Genomic DNA, 17,730 nt, shown 5'->3' on the forward strand with positions numbered 1-17,730 from the left:
CGACAACACCCTACAGGTCTACACGTGGATTAACAAATATATGCCCAATTGTCCAATCTATGTCAAACTGGCATGGGTTTTTAGCTAGAAACAGCACGCGTTCGCTTCAGTTTTTGAGACAGGGCAGCTTTAACGAATCCGACAAATAGCGGATGCGGATTGGCCACCGTACTCTTATATTCGGGATGATACTGTACACCGATAAACCAGGGATGGTCTTTCAATTCGATAATCTCTACCAGTCCGGTTTCCTTATTGATACCCGAAGCCATCAATCCTGCCTTTTCAAGGGGTGCCCTATAGGCGTTATTGAATTCATAGCGATGGCGGTGCCTTTCCGAAATGGAACCCACATTGTGATAGACCTTACGCACTAAGCTATTTTCGGACAGTTCGCAGTCCCAAGCCCCCAAGCGCATAGTGCCGCCTTTGTTGATTATATTCTTTTGCTCTTCCATCAGGCTTATGACCGGATCGGAGGTAGAGGCATCCATTTCTGTGGAATTGGCGTCTTTCAACCCCAGTATATTACGGGCGTATTCGATGACCGCCATTTGCATCCCTAAGCAAATACCCAAAAAGGGAATACCGTTTTCACGGGCATGTTCTACCGCCCTGATCTTGCCGATGATACCCCGTTTTCCAAATCCGGGAGCGACAATGATTCCGTCGAGCAGATCTAATTTTTTTACCAGATTCTTCTCCGAAATATGTTCGGAATGGATCGAGCGGATATTTACCCGTACCTCGTTGGCCGCCCCGGCATGGATCAGCGATTCCAAAATGGATTTATAGGAATCCTGTAATTCTACATACTTCCCGATAAGTCCGATAGTGATTTCGTGCTTCGGATTTTTATGACGGTTGAGAAACTCGTTCCATTGCGTAAGATCAGGTTCGGTGCTGTTCGGAAGCCTTAGTTTTTGGAGTACCACGGTATCCAAGCCTTCCTCTTGCATCAAGATTGGCACGTCATAGATTGTGGATGCATCTATGGATTGTATGACCGCCTCGCGTTTTACATTGCAGAAAAGTGCCAATTTATCCCTTAATTCATCAGGGATTTCATGTTCCGTACGGCAGACCAGGATATCGGCCTTGATACCACTTTCCATCAGGGTCTTTACGGAATGCTGCGTAGGCTTGGTTTTCAGTTCACCGGCGGCGGAAAGAAAGGGCACCAGGGTAAGGTGTATGACGATACCGTTACTTTCGCCCAATTCCCATAATAACTGGCGCACGGCCTCTATATAAGGTAATGATTCGATATCGCCAACCGTTCCACCAATTTCGGTGATGACCATATCGTACTCGCCGCTATTGCCCAATAACTGAACGCGGTGCTTAATTTCATTCGTAATATGGGGCACGACCTGTACGGTCTTTCCCAAAAACTCGCCGCGCCTTTCCTTTTCAATAACACTTTGGTAGATTCGACCTGTAGTGACATTGTTCGCCTGCGAGGTTCGCACGTTCAAAAAACGTTCATAATGGCCCAGATCGAGATCGGTTTCCGCGCCATCGTCGGTCACATAACATTCCCCATGCTCATACGGGTTCAAGGTTCCGGGATCCACGTTAATATAAGGATCCAGTTTCTGTATGGTTGTTTTATAACCCCTTGCCTGCAGCAGTTTGGCAAGTGAGGCGGCGATGATTCCCTTTCCTAAGGACGAAGTTACTCCTCCCGTAACGAAAATGTATTTGGTATCTGACATGGTGGCTTCCTTGTTACGGGACGCAAAAGTACAAATTGCTGAAAGAAATCAGGAAGATTGCCTTGGAAAATCTTTTTGAATTTTCCGGATGAGCGGTTCGAGTCCGTTTACTTTGATTTCTAGGATGGATGCCATCAATTTTCCCAATTTGCCATCCGGGAAGCCTTTTTGTTTGAACCAGATAAGATAGGTTTCCGGAAGGTCTACAAGATACCTATCCTTGAATTTTCCGAAGGGCATACGGTAATGGGCCAGTTCGATGAGCTTTTCTTTATCGGGGGTAACATCCATATTTAAAGTAAAAATACTATATTTAACGGGGGAAATAAAATTGGACGGATGACCGATGACCGAAAAAATAAACTTACAAACTTATAGTACCACACTATCAAATTAGATTCGATGAAACGAAGAACCTTTATTGGCACATCCGCCGCCGCGTCGGTCGGAATATTGGCGACCCAAACCGGAAATGCCATGGTATCCAAAGAAAACAAACCCTTGGGACTCAAGAGCAATATCAACCATAGTGCCTGCTTTTGGTGCTACAACCCCATACCCCTGGATGAATTCTTGGGAAACCTGAACGAATTGGGTGTCAAGGCCATCGACTTGGTCGGACCGGAAGATTGGCCGCTGTTGAAAAAACACGGCATACATGCCTCCATGTGCTGGGGCGCGGGACTGGGCATAGAAAAAGGATGGAACGACCCTAAATTACACAAGGAACTCATCGAAAGCTTTACCGATGTTATTCCCAAAGTGGCCGAGGCGGGTTATACCAACCTTATCACCTTCAGCGGAAACCGCAACGGTATGGACGACAAAACCGGGCTTCAAAACTGCGTCGAGGGACTGAAAAAAGTGCTTCCCTTGGCCGAAAAGCACGGCGTCGTACTTCAGATGGAGCTGCTCAATTCAAAGGTCGACCATAAAGATTATATGTGCGACCACTCCCAATGGGGTGTTGAGCTCTGCAAGCAATTGGGTTCCGAAAACTTTAAGCTGCTCTACGATATCTACCACATGCAGATCATGGAAGGCGACGTCATCCGCAATATTCAGGACTACCACCAATATTTTGGACATTACCACACGGGAGGCAACCCCGGCCGCCATGAAATCGACGAGACCCAAGAATTGTTCTATCCTGCTATCATGAAAGCGATAGTGGCCACTGGCTATAAAGGCCATGTGGCACAGGAGTTCGTGCCGTCGTGGGACGATAAGATCGCCGCCTTGAAGCAGGGAGTTACGATTTGCGATGTGTAGGGGCTGAAAATTTTCAACCCTTACCCCTCAAAAGCTAAAACGACACAGAATTAATGAACTACCTCGATGCAAGCATCCTAGGTATCAAATTGCAAAAAAAGAAATTCCAAATTCCAAAAAAAAGAAAATGCGATGCACGCATAGGGTAATTAAACCCAAAATTATTAAACAATCAATCCCTATTAAATTAATTCAAAATCAAGAAAAATGAAAAAAACACTCAAGATTTTAGCATTGGCCGTGATTACACTATTCACAGCCCATTCGGTTTCCGCCCAAGAATTTAATAAGGGCACCAACGTAATCAACGCCGGTATCGGTATTGGGGGTAATTTTTACTATGGCGGTCTGGGTACTTCATCCCAAAGTATAGGTCTTAATGTAAGCTATGAAAGGGGCATCTGGGAAACGGGTGACTTTGGTATCGTTAGCCTTGGTGGGTATTTGGGCTACAAATCCTATCGTTCAGACGTCCGTTTTGGTGGGAATAGGTACGATTACAACTATACCATAATTGGCGTACGCGGAGCGTTTCATTACATCGGACTTGATGTCGAAAACCTGGACGTCTACGGTGGGGCAATGCTTTCGTACAACATCGCTTCTATTGACGACGATTTTGCCGACGGTCTGGATAGCCGGCCCAGTGCAACCATTTTCGTAGGTGGCCGGTGGTATTTTACGGAAAATTTCGGGGTGTTTGCCGAGGCTGGTTACGGGGTATCTATTTTATCCATTGGAGCTGCCTTTAGATTCTAAGCAACTGTACATTCGATTCTTAAAATTTCGAATTCAAAAATGTCTTTTGGAGCCATTTTTTTATGGGTCGACAGCCAACTCCCTGGCGATGCTGCCATTCCATAGTAATTGTTGTTGCAAATCTTTTGAGAAATCGGTCTCCCGATCGTATTTATTCTGGAAAATACGGAGTTCTTTGAGTATCTGCTTGTAGATATCCCTTACTTCTTCTTTGACATTATCGGTGAACCGGAATTCTGCCAGGCGTTTGCGGAATTTACGGGCATGCAGTTCCGCAATATCGAAGTGCAATTGCTCATGGCTTAAGATTACGGAGTCACAAAGTTCGGGACGGTACCATGATTTTTGGGGAAAGAATTCACAGTTGACCTGGATTTCCAAAAATTGCTGTCCGTTCTGCTTGTTTGCCGTAAAAGCATAACTGATTCCGGTTGCCGTAGTTGCAGCGGCCCACTCGGTCTTGAAATAGCTTCCCTTAAAGTCGGACCATTGTAGTTTACGGTCCGCACTCCACGGGATGGTTTCTTCTTTCTGTGAAAGTTCTTCTTCCTGTGAAAGTTCTTCTTCCTGTGGAAGCCCAAATGCCGAAATACAGAAAAAAAGCGTAAAAAATAAAATCCTCAGCGTTCCCAAGAAAAAATAATTACCTTTTCGATTTCTGGATGTAGGCTGTAGTGAACGGGGCAGGTATTCGCAGTATTTTCCAAAATTTTGCGGTGCTTTTCCGAAACATCGGCGGGTAAATTTAGCTTCGCTTCTATTTTAGCTATTCTACGGGGATTAGAAGCCATGCGTTTAGTAATTTCCACGCTTGAATCAATCAAATCGACACCCAAACTTTGAGCTTTAAGACCCATGACCGTAATCATACAGCTTCCCAATCCCGTGGCCACGGTATCCGTTGGGGAAAATGCTTGTCCCAATCCATTATTATCCACCGGGGCATCCGTCATAAACGTACTTCCTGATCGAACATGCTCGCAGGTAGTCCGTAATTCTCCGTTGTAAGTGATTTTTGAAGTCATATCCAATTCTAATTACTGCACCTGTTTGATTCGCAGATCCTCGAAAGTCATAATATAAGAGGCTTGGTTAAAATAGCCCATGACGGGATCTTTTTCATAATCGAATTTAGTGCCCGAGTACTCGGTCTCACCGATATATTTCGAAACCTCCATCAAGTTATTTTTATACGCCAGTTTCAGCAGCAGATCATAGATGATATCAAATCCCCTTACGGCATAGCGATCGGGCAGGCTTCCGAAGCGTTTTTCGTAGCGCCGGGAAAATGCACTGCTCTCGGGTATTCTGTATACCGAGGGATAGGTAAAGCTCAGATTGGAAAGGTGCGTACTCGAAATGACATCGTTCTCAAAGGCGGAAGTCTTGTTTGTGGTAAACATCCGTAGCTTCAGTTTTTCACGTTCCGGTTGCTCGATATCCAATAGGGTGTTCTGAAAAGAATTCAAGATGGAGCTTACACTGGCCACCAGTTTAAAGTTATCTGTTTCTACGAATACCCAGTTTTCCAATTCATCGGAGAGTAGTAATTTGAACTTCTCGATATCGATACCGATGTTTTTCTCTTCTTCGATGACTTCGGCAACTTTGGCATCGGGAAATCTTGACAGAATGGAATCTCTCGCTACAACGTGGGTGGAATCGGCGATTACGACCACGTTCTGGCCTTCGTACTTTTCTTGGGCAAAATCGAGCATCCGGTCCCGAAGTACTTTGTTTGAGGTATACGAATAAAAGACATTCGACAGGCTAAGATCGCTTTCCGCGGGTATAGGCGCTATAACAGGTACTTGCGAGCTTTTGGCTCTTACGGCCGTTTCCTTTAGGGAAGCCAAATCAAGAGGACCGATAATGGCACTGACCGTATTCAGATTTTCCTTTTGCAAAATTTCTTTGGTTCTAGCGAGACTTAACTGGTTATCATAACTACTTACGTCGACCGATATGCCGAGGTCGGCTATGGAATCAAGGGCGATCAAGGCCCCGGAATATAGGCCCAGACTGAATTTAAGACTATTTCTATCCTCAATGATATCGGTGACCTCTTCCTTGTTTTCCAAATTCAGCTTGTCTAACCGAAAAGGGAACATAAATACCACTTTAGGGACGTTCTTCACATCGATACTATCGACAAGATTGATCTTATCGAGTACCAATGCGTTACGTACCTCAAAATCCCCTTTTTGATCCTTAGGCAATTTCAATACCATGCCCGCTTTAAGACCATCGCTCAAATCGGGATTCAAATCCAAAAGGTCCTTGTAGGTAAGGCCCAGTTTACGGGTCAATGAAAATACCGTCTGCTTGGGCTTCACCTCATAAAAATTGTAGTTATCGGTATTGATCTCACCGGCATCCAACTTTACTTGGGGAATACGGATGACCATGTTCTCTTTTAGACCGCCCTTTGCCGTTATTTCGGGATTCAACCGGACAATCTCATCGGACTTCACCCCGAATTTCTGTTCCAGCTGATAGAAATTCATTTTCGGCGGAACGGTATAGGAAAGATAGAGCTGCGTTTTTTGATTTTCAACGGTACTACCGGCCGGTCTGGGCATTTTCAGCTCTTGGCCCACCGCCAGATAGTCGGTGGCTTTCGATAGCTCGGGATTCAGTACCAGCATACTGTCTATGGTAATACCGAATTTATTGGCGATGCTCCATCGGGTCTCCTTGGGAGCCACGGTATAGGTTTCCAAATCCACATCGCTAGCGGCGACCTGTTCCGATTTTGTTCTTCGGTACTGGGGAATTTTCAGGGTCATACCCTTGTTCAACTGGGCAGAATATAAATCGGTATTGTATTTCTTGATTTCGTCTTCGGTAATTCGAAAACGCTGGGCGATACCGTACAAGGTTTCCCTTTTTCTGACCCGATGCGAGGCAAAACCGATCGGTTCATCACTTTGGGTTACGGTATCCTTCGACTGATCCGGCGCGTTGGGCCTAGTTGTTGTTGAAGCTGTGTTCGCTCCCCTCGGAATGACCAAAATAGTATTGGCCTTCAGTTGATCACCCTGTTTGATCTCTTTATTATATCTTAAAATTGTAGCCGAGTCTACCCTATACTGTTTTGAAATACCTGCCAAGGTCTCCCCCTTCTTTACGGCATGTGTCGTAAATTTTTGTGCCTTACAGCTTGCCAAGGCTATCATCAATAGCGAAAAGACAAGCATACTTCTAAAAAATCGGTTCATTGAATCCAATCGTTAATGGTTGTTTTAAAAGGATGTTCGGTCTGCCTGTATCACTCCCACTCTATCGTCGCCGGTGGTTTTGAGCTGATATCATACACGACCCTATTCACTCCCGGCACTCTGTTGATGATATCGTTGGATACCTTTTGTAAAAATTCATACGGCAGATTCACCCAATCCGCCGTCATACCGTCGGTACTCTCAACGGCACGCAAAGCTACGCATTTTTCATACGTGCGCTCATCGCCCATGACCCCTACACTATTTACGGGCAAAAGCATGGCCCCAGCCTGCCAGACCTTATCATAAAGTCCCCAATCCCTCAATCCTTTGATAAAGATATGGTCCACTTCCTGAAGGATGGCCACCTTTTCGCGGCTAATATCACCAAGGATGCGAATGGCCAGTCCCGGTCCAGGAAACGGATGCCTTCCCAACCGCTCGTCGGCTATGGCCATGCTCTTTCCTACTCTACGCACCTCATCCTTAAAGAGCATTTTCAGTGGCTCTACAACCTTTAATTTCATAAAATCTGGCAATCCGCCGACATTATGATGACTTTTTATGGTTGCGGACGGTCCGCCGCTAACGGAGAGGGATTCGATAACATCGGGATAAATAGTGCCCTGCGCCAACCATTTGGCATCTTCCACAAGATGAGCCTCGTCGTCAAAAACCTCGATAAAGACCCCACCGATAATCTTGCGTTTCTTTTCGGGATCGCTTTCGCCTTCCAAGGCATCCAAAAAACGTGCCGAAGCATCCACACCTTTGACATTTAGGCCCATGTGCCCATATTGGTCAAGTACCTCTTCAAACTCGTTTTTACGCAATAATCCGTTGTTGACAAAAATACAGTGTAAATGTTTTCCGATAGCCTTGTGCAAAAGGACTGCCGCTACGGTAGAGTCGACGCCCCCGGACAGCCCGAGAATGACCTTATCGGTACCGATTTTCTGTTTCAGTTCGGCAACGGTGACATCTACAAAGGCATCGGGTGTCCACGTTTGTTCGAGTCCCGCTATATTGACCAAGAAGTTTTCGAGCAGTTTCTTACCATCCGTCGTATGGTAAACTTCTGGATGAAATTGAATACCATAAGTATCCTCACCTTCAATTTTATAGGAAGCATATTCGACATCGTGGGTACTGGCTAGAACGGTCGCGTTTTCCGGAAGATTTTTTATGGTATCGCTATGGCTCATCCACACTTGGCTGCCTTCGGTAATGGATTCAAAAAAAGGTTCTTCGGATTTTATATAGGATAGATTGGCCCGCCCATATTCCCTAGTATTGGATTTCTCGACACTGCCCCCCTTAAAGTGTGCCAAATATTGTGCGCCTTAACACACGGCTAGCAACGGTTTATTTCCTTTAATAGTTGAAAGGTCCGGATGCGGCGCATCTTCGGCCCGCACCGAAAAGGGGGAACCCGAAAGAATAACGGCTTTATAGCCAGAAAGGTCTTCGGGCAGTTTGTTATAGGGTGTTATTTCACAAAAAATATTCAGCTCGCGTACCCGCCGGGCGATAAGTTGGGTGTACTGCGAGCCGAAGTCAAGAATTAGGACGTTGTTTAGCATGCGCAAAAATAGGGAATTACGGATTTTTCGGAAGCGTCTTTGCACATATTTATGATCAGGTTTTTAACAACATGGCAAAAAACGAATAAGGCTGCCTCGCCGGAAGCCAGGTAACCGTTAAAAGAGCATCTAGAAAATAGAAAAAGAGTGCAGGGACATGGGCGTATAACTGTGAAATAATAGGGACTGAAAACCTGTTATCCATCCATCATTATAACCCAAATTTCACTTGAAAAACCTGCAACTTAAAGAAAAGATGAAAGATTTCCAATACTATAATTAAAAGTTTAATTGAGTAATTATAAAATACTGGTATTTAATATTTTAAATTAATTCCTACAAAGTGCTAGAAATTGTTAAAAAAGAATATTTCAACCCAGAATGGTCGATTAAATTTCAAAGACGTCGCAAGATATAGGAAAGTTCAAATACCCTTGCCTAACTTCCTCCTATCCTAAAAAATATTTATCTTTTCGTTAACAACAACCCTTAGATATTAGTTCTTAATTGCAGTTTCAAATAGACGCAACCCATCCATCCCTTGAAAAAAATAGTGTATTGTTTTCTATTTTTCTCGATCGCACTTTGTTCCGCCAACGAAACAAATGATTCCCCTTCCTTCTGTAACGTTGTAGACGACTTTATCCAATCCCAGCACAAGTTTACCATAAGTGGATATGTTACCGAAACCGGCAGTAAAGAAAACTTGCTGGGGGTCTCTATTTATGTACCCGAACTCAAACAGGGGACTACTACCAACGACTACGGATTTTTTTCCTTGACCCTTCCCGAAGGGCGGCATACGATTTTGATATCCTATATTGGATACGCTACAAAGCAAGAGCAGATCGATCTAACCGATAATACGGTCTGGGCAATTAGCCTCGACTCCGCTGCCGAATCTCTGGAAGAGGTTACGGTGACAGCGGACAATAAGGTCAAGGAAAGCAAGGTGACCCAAATGAGCACCGTGCGTATCAATCCGCTTGATATACAGGATGTTCCTGCCCTTCTCGGCGAAAAAGACGTGTTGAAAACCCTACAACTGCTTCCCGGTATACAAGGAGGCTCCGAAGGCAGTTCCGGATTTTTCGTCCGCGGTGGCACCCCCGACCAGAACCTCATCATACTCGACGATGCCACGGTCTACAACTCCAACCACCTCTTCGGATTTTTTTCGGTCTTCAACGGCGACGCCATCAAATCCGTCGAAGCGTTCAAGGGCGGTTTCCCGGCGCGATTCGGGGGACGCTTATCCTCCGTCATCAAAATCGACATGAAAGATGGCAACAAAGAAAGGCTATCCGGAAAAATAAACGTTGGCCTTATTTCATCCTCCGCATTGCTCGAAGGTCCCATAAATAAAGGAAAAACGTCTTTTATCGTCAGCGGTCGCCGTACCTATGCCGATGTGCTGGCCCAACCCTTTCTTAATGAGGAAGACGGAAAAGGCGGTTATTATTTTGCCGACCTCAACTTGAAGATACACCATATTTTCAGTCCCAAAGACAAACTGTATTGGAGCAACTATTACGGTCGGGACAAGTTCTACAGTAATTTTAAAGACGAGACCTCAAACGATAAAACCCACCTAGGATGGGGCAATATCACCTCTACCCTGCGGTGGAACCATCAGTTCGGCAGCAAATTGTTCGCAAACACTTCGGCCATTTTTAGCAACTACAACTTCAAGATTACCAACGAATACGAAGAGGATTCCGAATTCAATCAGGAGACCTATTCCTTTAACACGAGTTCGGGTATCAACGACTATACACTGAAAACGGATTTCGATTATTTCCCGAACAGCCAGCATAGCATCCGTTTTGGCGCCTTGGCCACGCGGCATAATTTCACGCCCCAGCGCACGCTCATCAAAGACGATTTTACGGGAAATGTAGATAAGACCCAAGAACTGAATTCCTTTGAAGGCGCCGTATATATCGAAGATGACTGGAAACTGACCGACAAATTAAGGGTATCGCCCGGCCTGCGCCTCAGTTACTTCAACTATGGGGGAAAAAACTATGTAAACCCTGAATTGCGACTTGCCGTGGCTTATAATGTCAAGAGCGACTTGGCGGTCAAAACCTCGTATTCGCAGATGAACCAGTACATCCATCTGTTGTCCAGCTCTGGTATCGGCCTACCGACGGATCTTTGGGTCTCCTCGACCGATAGGGTTAAACCCCAGACCTCGCAGCAGTTTGCCCTAGGTGTTGCCAAGGATTTTTTTGATACCGATTATTCGGTAACGCTAGAAGGCTACTACAAACATATGAACGACGTTATCGCCTATAAGGAAGGTGCTTCATTCCTGGCCATAGACGACTTGGGAAGCGGCAAGACTATCGATTGGCAAGATAATATTACGTCAGGCGAAGGCTGGGCGTATGGGGCGGAAATCCTTCTGCGCAAACAAACCGGCAAACTTACAGGCTGGTTAGGGTATACACTCTCTTGGTCAGAAAGGCAATTCGATGAACTCAACCTTGGCAATAAATTCTTCGACCGCTACGACCGTCGCCACGATATTTCAGTGGTGGGCATCTACAAACCCCATGACCGTGTTACACTTTCCGCTACTTGGGTCCTTGCCACCGGCAACAATTACACTCTGCCCAATCTTCAGCGGCTTAATTTTGAAAGCGGATTCCAACTACGAGATCCCAATAATTTTTTCAACAATTACGATACCGAAGAATTCGCCACAGGCCGCAACAATTTTCGCGGAGAGACCAGTCACCGTCTCGACCTGGGGGTTCAGTTTCATAAAAGGAAGGAAAAGAACCGGGAGCGTATCTGGGGCGTATCCCTTTACAATACTTACGCCAGGCAAAATCCTTTTATCTACACTATAGATGAAGATTTTGAGGACTTTGACGACCAAGATTCGTCCAGCGATATTCGACAGAAAGAACTGAAGCGTACTTCTGTACTGTTACTGATTCCTTCCATCAATTATACCTTTAAATTTTAGGCGATGAAAAATTACATATTTCCGGTTTTAACGATAATTCTGGTGGTGTTCTTAGGATGCACAAAAACGGTGGATGCCGATAATTTATTGGATACAGAGGAAAAAGTGCTCATAGTTGGTTTTATTTCCCCGAACGATACGGTGCTACGTATCAATGTCACAAAGGCACTTCCGGTGATAGGTACCCCACTGCCCAACAGCAATCTTGAAGCGCTTCAATCAAAATTCCGTATTTCGGATGCCGTTGTTACCCTATCCGATGAAGCGGGAAACTCTACCGTACTTGACTTTTCCGACGATAACCAAGCCTATCTGGCCGACCCGGACTCGTTGCCTGTTATTACCGGTGCTACCTATCTTTTAAACGTAAGCGTGAACGGAAAAGAATTCAATGCCAGTTGTCAAATTCCTGAAAAAATTGGTGAAATAGCGCATCAGGTAGTATATCGAAATGACGAATTTGGAAGTCGGATTGCCGAAATCAGTCTGGCTTTTACAGATTTTGACAACGAACGGAATTTTTACATGCTCGGTGGCACCTACAGTACGATCTTTACTTTCGAAGATGGAGAGCCCCATACCGTTGAAGGCTTGCTTTTTTATGATGCCAATCGTTTTTTGACCGATAATATCGAGGATGGCGGTACCCTAAGCGGCCAAAGCGAAATTTTTATTGGAAACGAGGTAGAGGTAGACTCTGGTTCAGTAATCCTAAAAGTGGCCCACGTCGAAGAAATCCTTTTTCAGCAGATGCGTACATCAGATCTGAACATTGAGGCGGGTGACGGAAACCCCTTCGTCGAGTACAGCATCTCCCCGAACAACATCCTGGATGAGGGCGCCGTTGGTGTCTTTGCCGGATATCAGGTTACAGAGAAAGAAGTAGTTTTGGAGGTTCCCGAGAATTGACGGAAAAGTGTTTTCCCAGTTTCAGTCGTCACTTTCTTTATTTCTCAAACCCACCTGTCGGACGGGCAGGTCTCAAATCTCACTACCGCAAAAAACAAAAGTCCGGGCTACCAAACCCGGACTTTTCATCAAAATCAAAAAAAACCAATCTAAACACATGAACTTATTAAAACTTTTTCACGGCAATTTTTTTATATAACAACCAACTTTTGGATTACCCTACCTGTTTTAGAAAAAAAGTTTAGAATTTATTCTTTTATGGGTCTAGCTGAAAACGTCAAGGGGAGAAAAATCAATAGTAAAGACGCGATTAATATCTTTCGTACGCCGTTCAGCACTGGTCTTATTTTCTGTATCTTTATACAAACCGTTACGAAAAATGACCGATACTTTATTTCAGGAACTAGAACTAGAACTACAAAACGGAACCTCCAAAAAAGGTCATCCTTTCCGGTATTGCACCTTGGGTACTGTGGGGCTTGGTGCTACCGCAAGACTGCGTACCATAGTTTTAAGAAAGGTTTCCGAAGATTTACAATTGGTTTTTTATACGGATAGGCGGTCCAAAAAAATCGGGCATATCAAGGAAAACAATACCGTAAGCCTTTTGTTTTATCATCCCAAAAAATTAGTGCAGCTGAAAATCGAGGGCAGTGCAACACTAGTTTCCGACACCGAGGAACTGAAAAAATACTGGAGCGGGATACCGCCCGCGAATAGAAAAGATTACACCACCACCTCAGCCCCGGGAAGCCCCATTTCGAACCCTGATTCTGTGGAATACCTAGAGGATAAAAACCACTTCGCCATTGTAGAAATCGAACCTTCTAAAATCGAGTATCTCAAATTGCAAAGGCCTAACCATCTGCGGATACTCTTTTCGAAGGAAGACGGGGAATGGAATGGGTCGTTTTTGGTGCCTTGATGGTCTTGGGCATAACCTACACTATTTACCTGCTGTTGAACATCCGCAATTTCTGGCCTTCGGTGAATAGTTTAAATAAGAAATTCATGGTTCCTCTTCAAATAATAAGTTTTTGAACGAAAAAACCTACCGCACAACTTCCTAATATACCAAACCCCACATTTAAGCGTTGGCTTTTTACGGCTTGTAAAAAATTCCACTGTATACAGGCCCAAAACTTTAACCTACGATCCCCATGTCAAAAATCGTTACCCCAAAGCTCCTTTTAAACGGCGAGGACTTCCTGCCCAAGCACGGCTACAGCGCCAGGGTCGAGATGTCCGTCGGCGGGCACAGCACCTTCAGCATCTCTTTTTTGGCCAGCGCCACCGAGACCTATGCCGGCGCGCTGATGGACAACGCCATCGAATTCATAGGCAAGCGCATGTCCATCGGGCTCGTAGACGGCGCCATGGAATACACCGGCCTGGTCACCTCCGTCGACCTGCAGAAAGGTACCGGTGCGGCGGGCACGATGGTCGTTTCCGGACACGGGCCTTCTGTGCTCCTTGCCAATTCGGTACAGTGCCTCAGCTACGAAGAGGGCACGCCCCTTTCGCACGTGGCCTCCGATACCCTAGACGGACATTCCGGGGAAATAGTGAAGGCCGTCATGGGCGCCGGCACGGATATCGCCCTGCCCTTTACCGTACAGTACAACGAGAGCGACCTCTCCTTTTTGCAAAGGCTCTGCCGGAAATACGGCCTGTGGCTCTACCACAACGGAAGGGACTACTGCATCGGCCGCAGCGGCAGCCAACAGATAAAGGGCACCTATGGCGTCGACGTCACCGCCTTCAACCTCTCCACCTCGCTCAGGGGCAGTGGCTCCGAGGTAAGTGGCCACGACTGGACGCGCGACGACCTTCTGGAGACCCCCTCGTCGGCGTTCAGTCCAAAGTCGGGCCACCCCTATTTCGGGCAGGTAAAGAAGGAATCCGATCTTGCCTTCGCCAAAAGGGGCAGGTACGACCATTCCGCCGGCCAGCACGAGTACGGCCGGCAGACGGGCATGGACACCGCCACCGAGGTGACCGCCATCGGGGCCGCAGCGGGCATGGTGACTGCCACGGGGGTTTCCGAGATTGTCGACCTGCGTGTCGCCGATATCCTCGCCCTGCAGGGCCTCGACTTTACCGACGCATCGAACAGACACACCTTCGGCAACTATGACATCACAAGAATAGTACACAGCTTCGACCATAGCGGTCATTACCAAAACCGCTTCGAGGCCATACCGGCGGACACCGACCACCCGCCCTGTTCCGACGGCTTCGCCGTACCGTTCGCCGCCGACCAGCGCGGACGGGTGCTCGACAACGCCGACCCCAACGGGCTGGGCCGCGTCAAGGTACAGTTCCCATGGCAGCGGCAGATCTCCGCATCCACCCCGTGGATCAAGACCTCGACCCCCTACGCAGGCAGTGGACGCGGTTTCTATTTCGTTCCCGAAAAGGGCGAGGAGGTTTTGGTGGGCTTCGAGGGCGGCAACCCAGAGAAGCCTTACGTGATAGGCGGCGGGTTCAACGCCAACGCCAAGAGCGGGTTCGCCGACAGCGGGAACAATATCAAGGCCATCCGGACGAGGAGCGGGCATACCATCGAACTGAACGATACGGAAGGCGGCGAGATGATCACCATCAACGACAAGAACGGAAACAGCATCCACATTAACACCTCCGAAGGAAAAATGGTATTTACAGCTCAAGGGGATATGGAGTTCAGTGCTAAGAACATCAGGTTCAACGTGCAGGAGGATATGGATGTGGCGATCGGGGGTAGCAAGAAGGAATCGATCAAGGAAACCTACGAACTGGTTACTAAGGACAGTAAGGAAAGAGTTTTCAATAATAAGGAAATCCGGATAAGCAAAAAACTGGAGCAGGTTTCGGGCGAATCCCTTGTACAGACCACCAGAGGAGAGATGCTTATCGACAGCAAAGGAAAACTGACCCTTCAAAGTAAGGATGCCGTTGATTATGGGGGCTAGAATTTAATCAAATAGAAAGAAAGAAGCATTAAAATGGCAAGACGAGATTACGTTGTAGAAGGTGCAATACTGGAATGTACATTGGGCACCGCGCCTGGTGAGATGATCGTAACCTCCCAACAAAAGGTAAGGATTGACGGTAAGTTAAAGGCCACGAGCGAGGACAAGATTCCGAAACCGCCCTTTTTCGGCTCCTGTACCTGTTCATCGCCTAACCCGCCTTGCACGCCGGTTTTCAAAGATTGGCAACTTACCAGCAAGGGGTCCACTATGGGCGACAAGACCTTTTTAATGGCCGACTCAAAAGTCCCTTGTGAGAAAGGAGGTCTGGTCACCGTAAAGGATGTGGGGCAGAAACTTGTCGGAACGGGTAAAGAGGAGCCAGAACTCGACGAGAAATATCCCGAGCTAAAGGGCGAAATCATTTTTGCAAACGGGTATTTGAGCTCTTCCCTGGGTGGCGCATTGAACGCAGTTCTGGATATGAATCCGGATGAACCCAGTCCTAATTTGCAAAGGGGATGGAATGCAAATGAAAATGATCCCATTGACGAAAAAGATATATTGCTCTCCCGAGAATTTGAAAGAATCAACGCCATGAGCGCGACCGAAATAGAAAAGGACGAGAAGCAAAACGCCTTGTAAAGATACCTTTTCCTGTTATGGTTTATCCCGGTATACCCATGCTGACCGAAATACCGATTGACATCCCCATGGTTGACGATACGGATTTAAAATCGGTAGACCAATTCTCCCTGCAAGAGCATAAAGATGTTTTCTGGGGCTACTGGAACCAGATCGGAAACTTCCAAAAAGGATCCGAGACCTACGCGGAATATTTCAATGCCAAGAACAACCAGCATTTCTTGAACGGTTCGCACGGTCTCGGGTCGAACGCCGCACACCGCTTAGACCATGGCATCGCCCAAGGCTATCATTGGGCAAAATATCAATGGGGAATCATTCCCAAAGAAGAGGTCGACGATACCAAAGAAAAAGTACCCTATATAGAAAGCTTTTCGCCGGCCTACAAACCATTGACCATTGTCATGCACAGTCAGGGCAATGCCCCCGGCGTAGGCTTTGCCCTTGGTGCCATGAAATACGCCAACGAGCTCGGCTGGGAGCAAATGGCCCTAAACCTGATTTTTCTAGGCGTACACCAGCCACAGGGGCTTTGGGGTGAGGATTACGAAGATTTTATAAAAGTAAGGACCAAGCACCACCATGCCGACAGCGATTTTTGGGATTCTTTCTCCGACCTGGAAAAGTCCTTGCTAAAAAACGGAACCCCTGGGGATAAAGTTGCCGTTGCACTTTATCAGTATTTGTCGAACAACGGCGACCATAATATTTTGAAGTACCTTAATGCAACCTCCGAACTATTCAGTTCCGAGTACCATAAACTTCGCCATAAACGGGGTATTTACGAACACCTGAAAGCCATCACCGACTTCGGTGCAATCAAGGAACGCTCGGTACAGTTCACCTTCGGCAACGACCATTCCGATATCGTCTGTAGGGACGGCGACATACCGGAAATCGATAGTGCCTGTAACCCCGCCATCGATTCTACCCTTTTCAGTGTCGAGTTTTTCAATAAAAGCCTCTCCGATGAGAACTTTCATAAATACGACGGACAGAAAAAAAAAGTCTTCAAGATGGACTCCGGCGGCCAAGTGGTCATACCGCCCTATGCCGCAGTACCAAGGATCAGCTGGGAAGAAAAAAGTTGGTGGGAAAAGGAAGAGGGCGAGAGCGACCACAAAAAAGTTTTCCATAGCGACTACCGCAGTATCGCCATAGATTGGGGCCAGGCGATGGACGCTTACAAAGCGGCCAAAAAAGCCTACGAAAAATCGCTCGGGCGTAAATTTACTTTGACCGATCTTATATTCCCCTTGGCACCTGTGTACCACCAAGCTAAAGAAGAGATACTTTTGCGTGAGATGAACTACCGGTATCGAAAAGTGATCTACCACTATGCCCGAATCCAGATGGCAGATCTTTATGCTCATTTCAGCCCTGTGGAGTTCATACATGACGGGGATATTTTAAAAAGCCGGGACTTCAACGATGGCATGGGCAGCGAGAGTATTTGGGAACGGATCAAGAAGGTCGGGGAGGGGAAGTTTTATCGGGTGGAGTATGTACAGGATATCGAAGATTCAGAAGAAATAAGTGAAGAAGTTAAAAGAAAAAAAGCAAAAGAGAATGTTGAAGGAAAACTTAAGCAACGACAAATTAAAACTAGTATTGCCAATTCTTCATATATTTCCAACGTTATCAATGCTTATGTTAACGGAGATTCTAGGGCCATCAAACAGTTATACG

The 17,730-nt window shown here is 46.4% G+C and carries 13 protein-coding genes and 1 pseudogene; 8 read left to right on the forward strand and 6 right to left on the reverse strand.

The genetic code is table 11. The annotated features are described in order from the left end of the window. Nucleotides 1–80: 80 nt before the first annotated feature. Both ACEW8S_RS03530 and ACEW8S_RS03535 read right to left on the reverse strand, forming a co-directional pair. The gene (locus ACEW8S_RS03530; protein WP_373516806.1) at nucleotides 81–1,718 is read right to left on the reverse strand and encodes a CTP synthase; all 1,638 of its coding nucleotides are present in this window, start codon (nucleotides 1,716–1,718) and stop codon (nucleotides 81–83) included. 48 nt (nucleotides 1,719–1,766) lie between these two features. Further along, entirely contained in the window at nucleotides 1,767–2,009 is a 243-nt protein-coding gene (locus ACEW8S_RS03535; protein ID WP_373516807.1) for a DUF3820 family protein, read from the reverse strand. A 111-nt stretch (nucleotides 2,010–2,120) separates the two neighbouring features. Here ACEW8S_RS03535 and ACEW8S_RS03540 point away from each other — a divergent pair, with 111 nt between their 5' ends. Both ACEW8S_RS03540 and ACEW8S_RS03545 read left to right on the forward strand, forming a co-directional pair. Further along, the gene (locus ACEW8S_RS03540; RefSeq protein ID WP_373516808.1) at nucleotides 2,121–2,990 is read left to right on the forward strand and encodes a hydroxypyruvate isomerase family protein; all 870 of its coding nucleotides are present in this window, start codon (nucleotides 2,121–2,123) and stop codon (nucleotides 2,988–2,990) included. Nucleotides 2,991–3,197: 207 nt separating this feature from the next. Then, the gene (locus ACEW8S_RS03545) at nucleotides 3,198–3,749 is read left to right on the forward strand and encodes a hypothetical protein (protein ID WP_373516809.1); all 552 of its coding nucleotides are present in this window, start codon (nucleotides 3,198–3,200) and stop codon (nucleotides 3,747–3,749) included. 60 nt (nucleotides 3,750–3,809) lie between these two features. Here ACEW8S_RS03545 and ACEW8S_RS03550 read toward each other — a convergent pair whose 3' ends face one another. The 4 genes and pseudogenes from ACEW8S_RS03550 to guaA all read right to left on the reverse strand — a co-directional run bounded on the left by ACEW8S_RS03550 (nucleotide 3,810) and on the right by guaA (nucleotide 8,553). After that, nucleotides 3,810–4,382 (reverse strand): DUF922 domain-containing protein, encoded by a 573-nt coding sequence (locus ACEW8S_RS03550; RefSeq protein ID WP_373516810.1) that lies wholly within the window; start codon nucleotides 4,380–4,382, stop codon nucleotides 3,810–3,812. After that, nucleotides 4,370–4,774 (reverse strand): OsmC family protein, encoded by a 405-nt coding sequence (locus tag ACEW8S_RS03555; protein WP_373516811.1) that lies wholly within the window; start codon nucleotides 4,772–4,774, stop codon nucleotides 4,370–4,372. Before ACEW8S_RS03555 ends, ACEW8S_RS03550 begins: the two co-directional genes overlap by 13 nt. A gap of 12 nt (nucleotides 4,775–4,786) precedes the next feature. Next, nucleotides 4,787–6,970 (reverse strand): LysM peptidoglycan-binding domain-containing protein, encoded by a 2,184-nt coding sequence (locus ACEW8S_RS03560; protein ID WP_373516812.1) that lies wholly within the window; start codon nucleotides 6,968–6,970, stop codon nucleotides 4,787–4,789. Nucleotides 6,971–7,020: 50 nt separating this feature from the next. Next, nucleotides 7,021–8,553: pseudogene (gene guaA / locus ACEW8S_RS03565) on the reverse strand (glutamine-hydrolyzing GMP synthase). A gap of 541 nt (nucleotides 8,554–9,094) precedes the next feature. On the opposite strand from guaA, the gene ACEW8S_RS03570 reads away from it, so the two are divergent. The 6 genes from ACEW8S_RS03570 to ACEW8S_RS03595 all read left to right on the forward strand — a co-directional run. Then, nucleotides 9,095–11,533, forward strand: a complete 2,439-nt coding sequence (locus tag ACEW8S_RS03570) for a TonB-dependent receptor domain-containing protein (protein ID WP_373516813.1) — start codon at nucleotides 9,095–9,097, stop codon at nucleotides 11,531–11,533. A 3-nt stretch (nucleotides 11,534–11,536) separates the two neighbouring features. Beyond that, nucleotides 11,537–12,442: a DUF4249 family protein gene (locus tag ACEW8S_RS03575; protein WP_373516814.1), complete on the forward strand. Its 906-nt coding sequence runs from the start codon at nucleotides 11,537–11,539 to the stop codon at nucleotides 12,440–12,442. 379 nt (nucleotides 12,443–12,821) lie between these two features. Further along, a complete protein-coding gene (locus ACEW8S_RS03580; protein ID WP_373516815.1) occupies nucleotides 12,822–13,367 on the forward strand; it encodes a pyridoxamine 5'-phosphate oxidase family protein in 546 nt (181 codons plus the stop codon). Between the two features lie 391 nt (nucleotides 13,368–13,758). Next, nucleotides 13,759–15,396 (forward strand): type VI secretion system Vgr family protein, encoded by a 1,638-nt coding sequence (locus ACEW8S_RS03585; protein WP_373516816.1) that lies wholly within the window; start codon nucleotides 13,759–13,761, stop codon nucleotides 15,394–15,396. 33 nt (nucleotides 15,397–15,429) lie between these two features. Beyond that, nucleotides 15,430–16,041 carry a DUF4280 domain-containing protein gene (locus tag ACEW8S_RS03590; protein ID WP_373516817.1) on the forward strand — a complete coding sequence of 204 codons (612 nt, stop codon included), beginning with the start codon at nucleotides 15,430–15,432 and terminating at the stop codon, nucleotides 16,039–16,041. Nucleotides 16,042–16,079: 38 nt separating this feature from the next. Continuing rightward, nucleotides 16,080–17,730, forward strand: a 1,651-nt coding sequence (locus tag ACEW8S_RS03595) for a hypothetical protein (protein WP_373516818.1), incomplete at its 3' end; no start/stop codon positions are given.

Origin of the sequence: Pricia sp., assembly GCF_041745955.1 — a bacterium.
GTDB lineage: Bacteria > Bacteroidota > Bacteroidia > Flavobacteriales > Flavobacteriaceae > Pricia.

Bases quoted from the DNA above. Each gene is read 5' to 3' on its own strand.
- ACEW8S_RS03530 (WP_373516806.1), bottom strand. From the start codon at position 1,718: ATGTCAGATACCAAATACATTTTCGTTACGGGAGGAGTAACTTCGTCC.
- ACEW8S_RS03535 (WP_373516807.1), bottom strand. From the start codon at position 2,009: ATGGATGTTACCCCCGATAAAGAAAAGCTCATCGAACTGGCCCATTAC.
- ACEW8S_RS03540 (WP_373516808.1), top strand. From the start codon at position 2,121: ATGAAACGAAGAACCTTTATTGGCACATCCGCCGCCGCGTCGGTCGGA.
- ACEW8S_RS03545 (WP_373516809.1), top strand. From the start codon at position 3,198: ATGAAAAAAACACTCAAGATTTTAGCATTGGCCGTGATTACACTATTC.
- ACEW8S_RS03555 (WP_373516811.1), bottom strand. From the start codon at position 4,774: ATGACTTCAAAAATCACTTACAACGGAGAATTACGGACTACCTGCGAG.
- ACEW8S_RS03560 (WP_373516812.1), bottom strand. From the start codon at position 6,970: ATGAACCGATTTTTTAGAAGTATGCTTGTCTTTTCGCTATTGATGATA.
- ACEW8S_RS03575 (WP_373516814.1), top strand. From the start codon at position 11,537: ATGAAAAATTACATATTTCCGGTTTTAACGATAATTCTGGTGGTGTTC.
- ACEW8S_RS03580 (WP_373516815.1), top strand. From the start codon at position 12,822: ATGACCGATACTTTATTTCAGGAACTAGAACTAGAACTACAAAACGGA.
- ACEW8S_RS03585 (WP_373516816.1), top strand. From the start codon at position 13,759: ATGGACAACGCCATCGAATTCATAGGCAAGCGCATGTCCATCGGGCTC.
- ACEW8S_RS03590 (WP_373516817.1), top strand. From the start codon at position 15,430: ATGGCAAGACGAGATTACGTTGTAGAAGGTGCAATACTGGAATGTACA.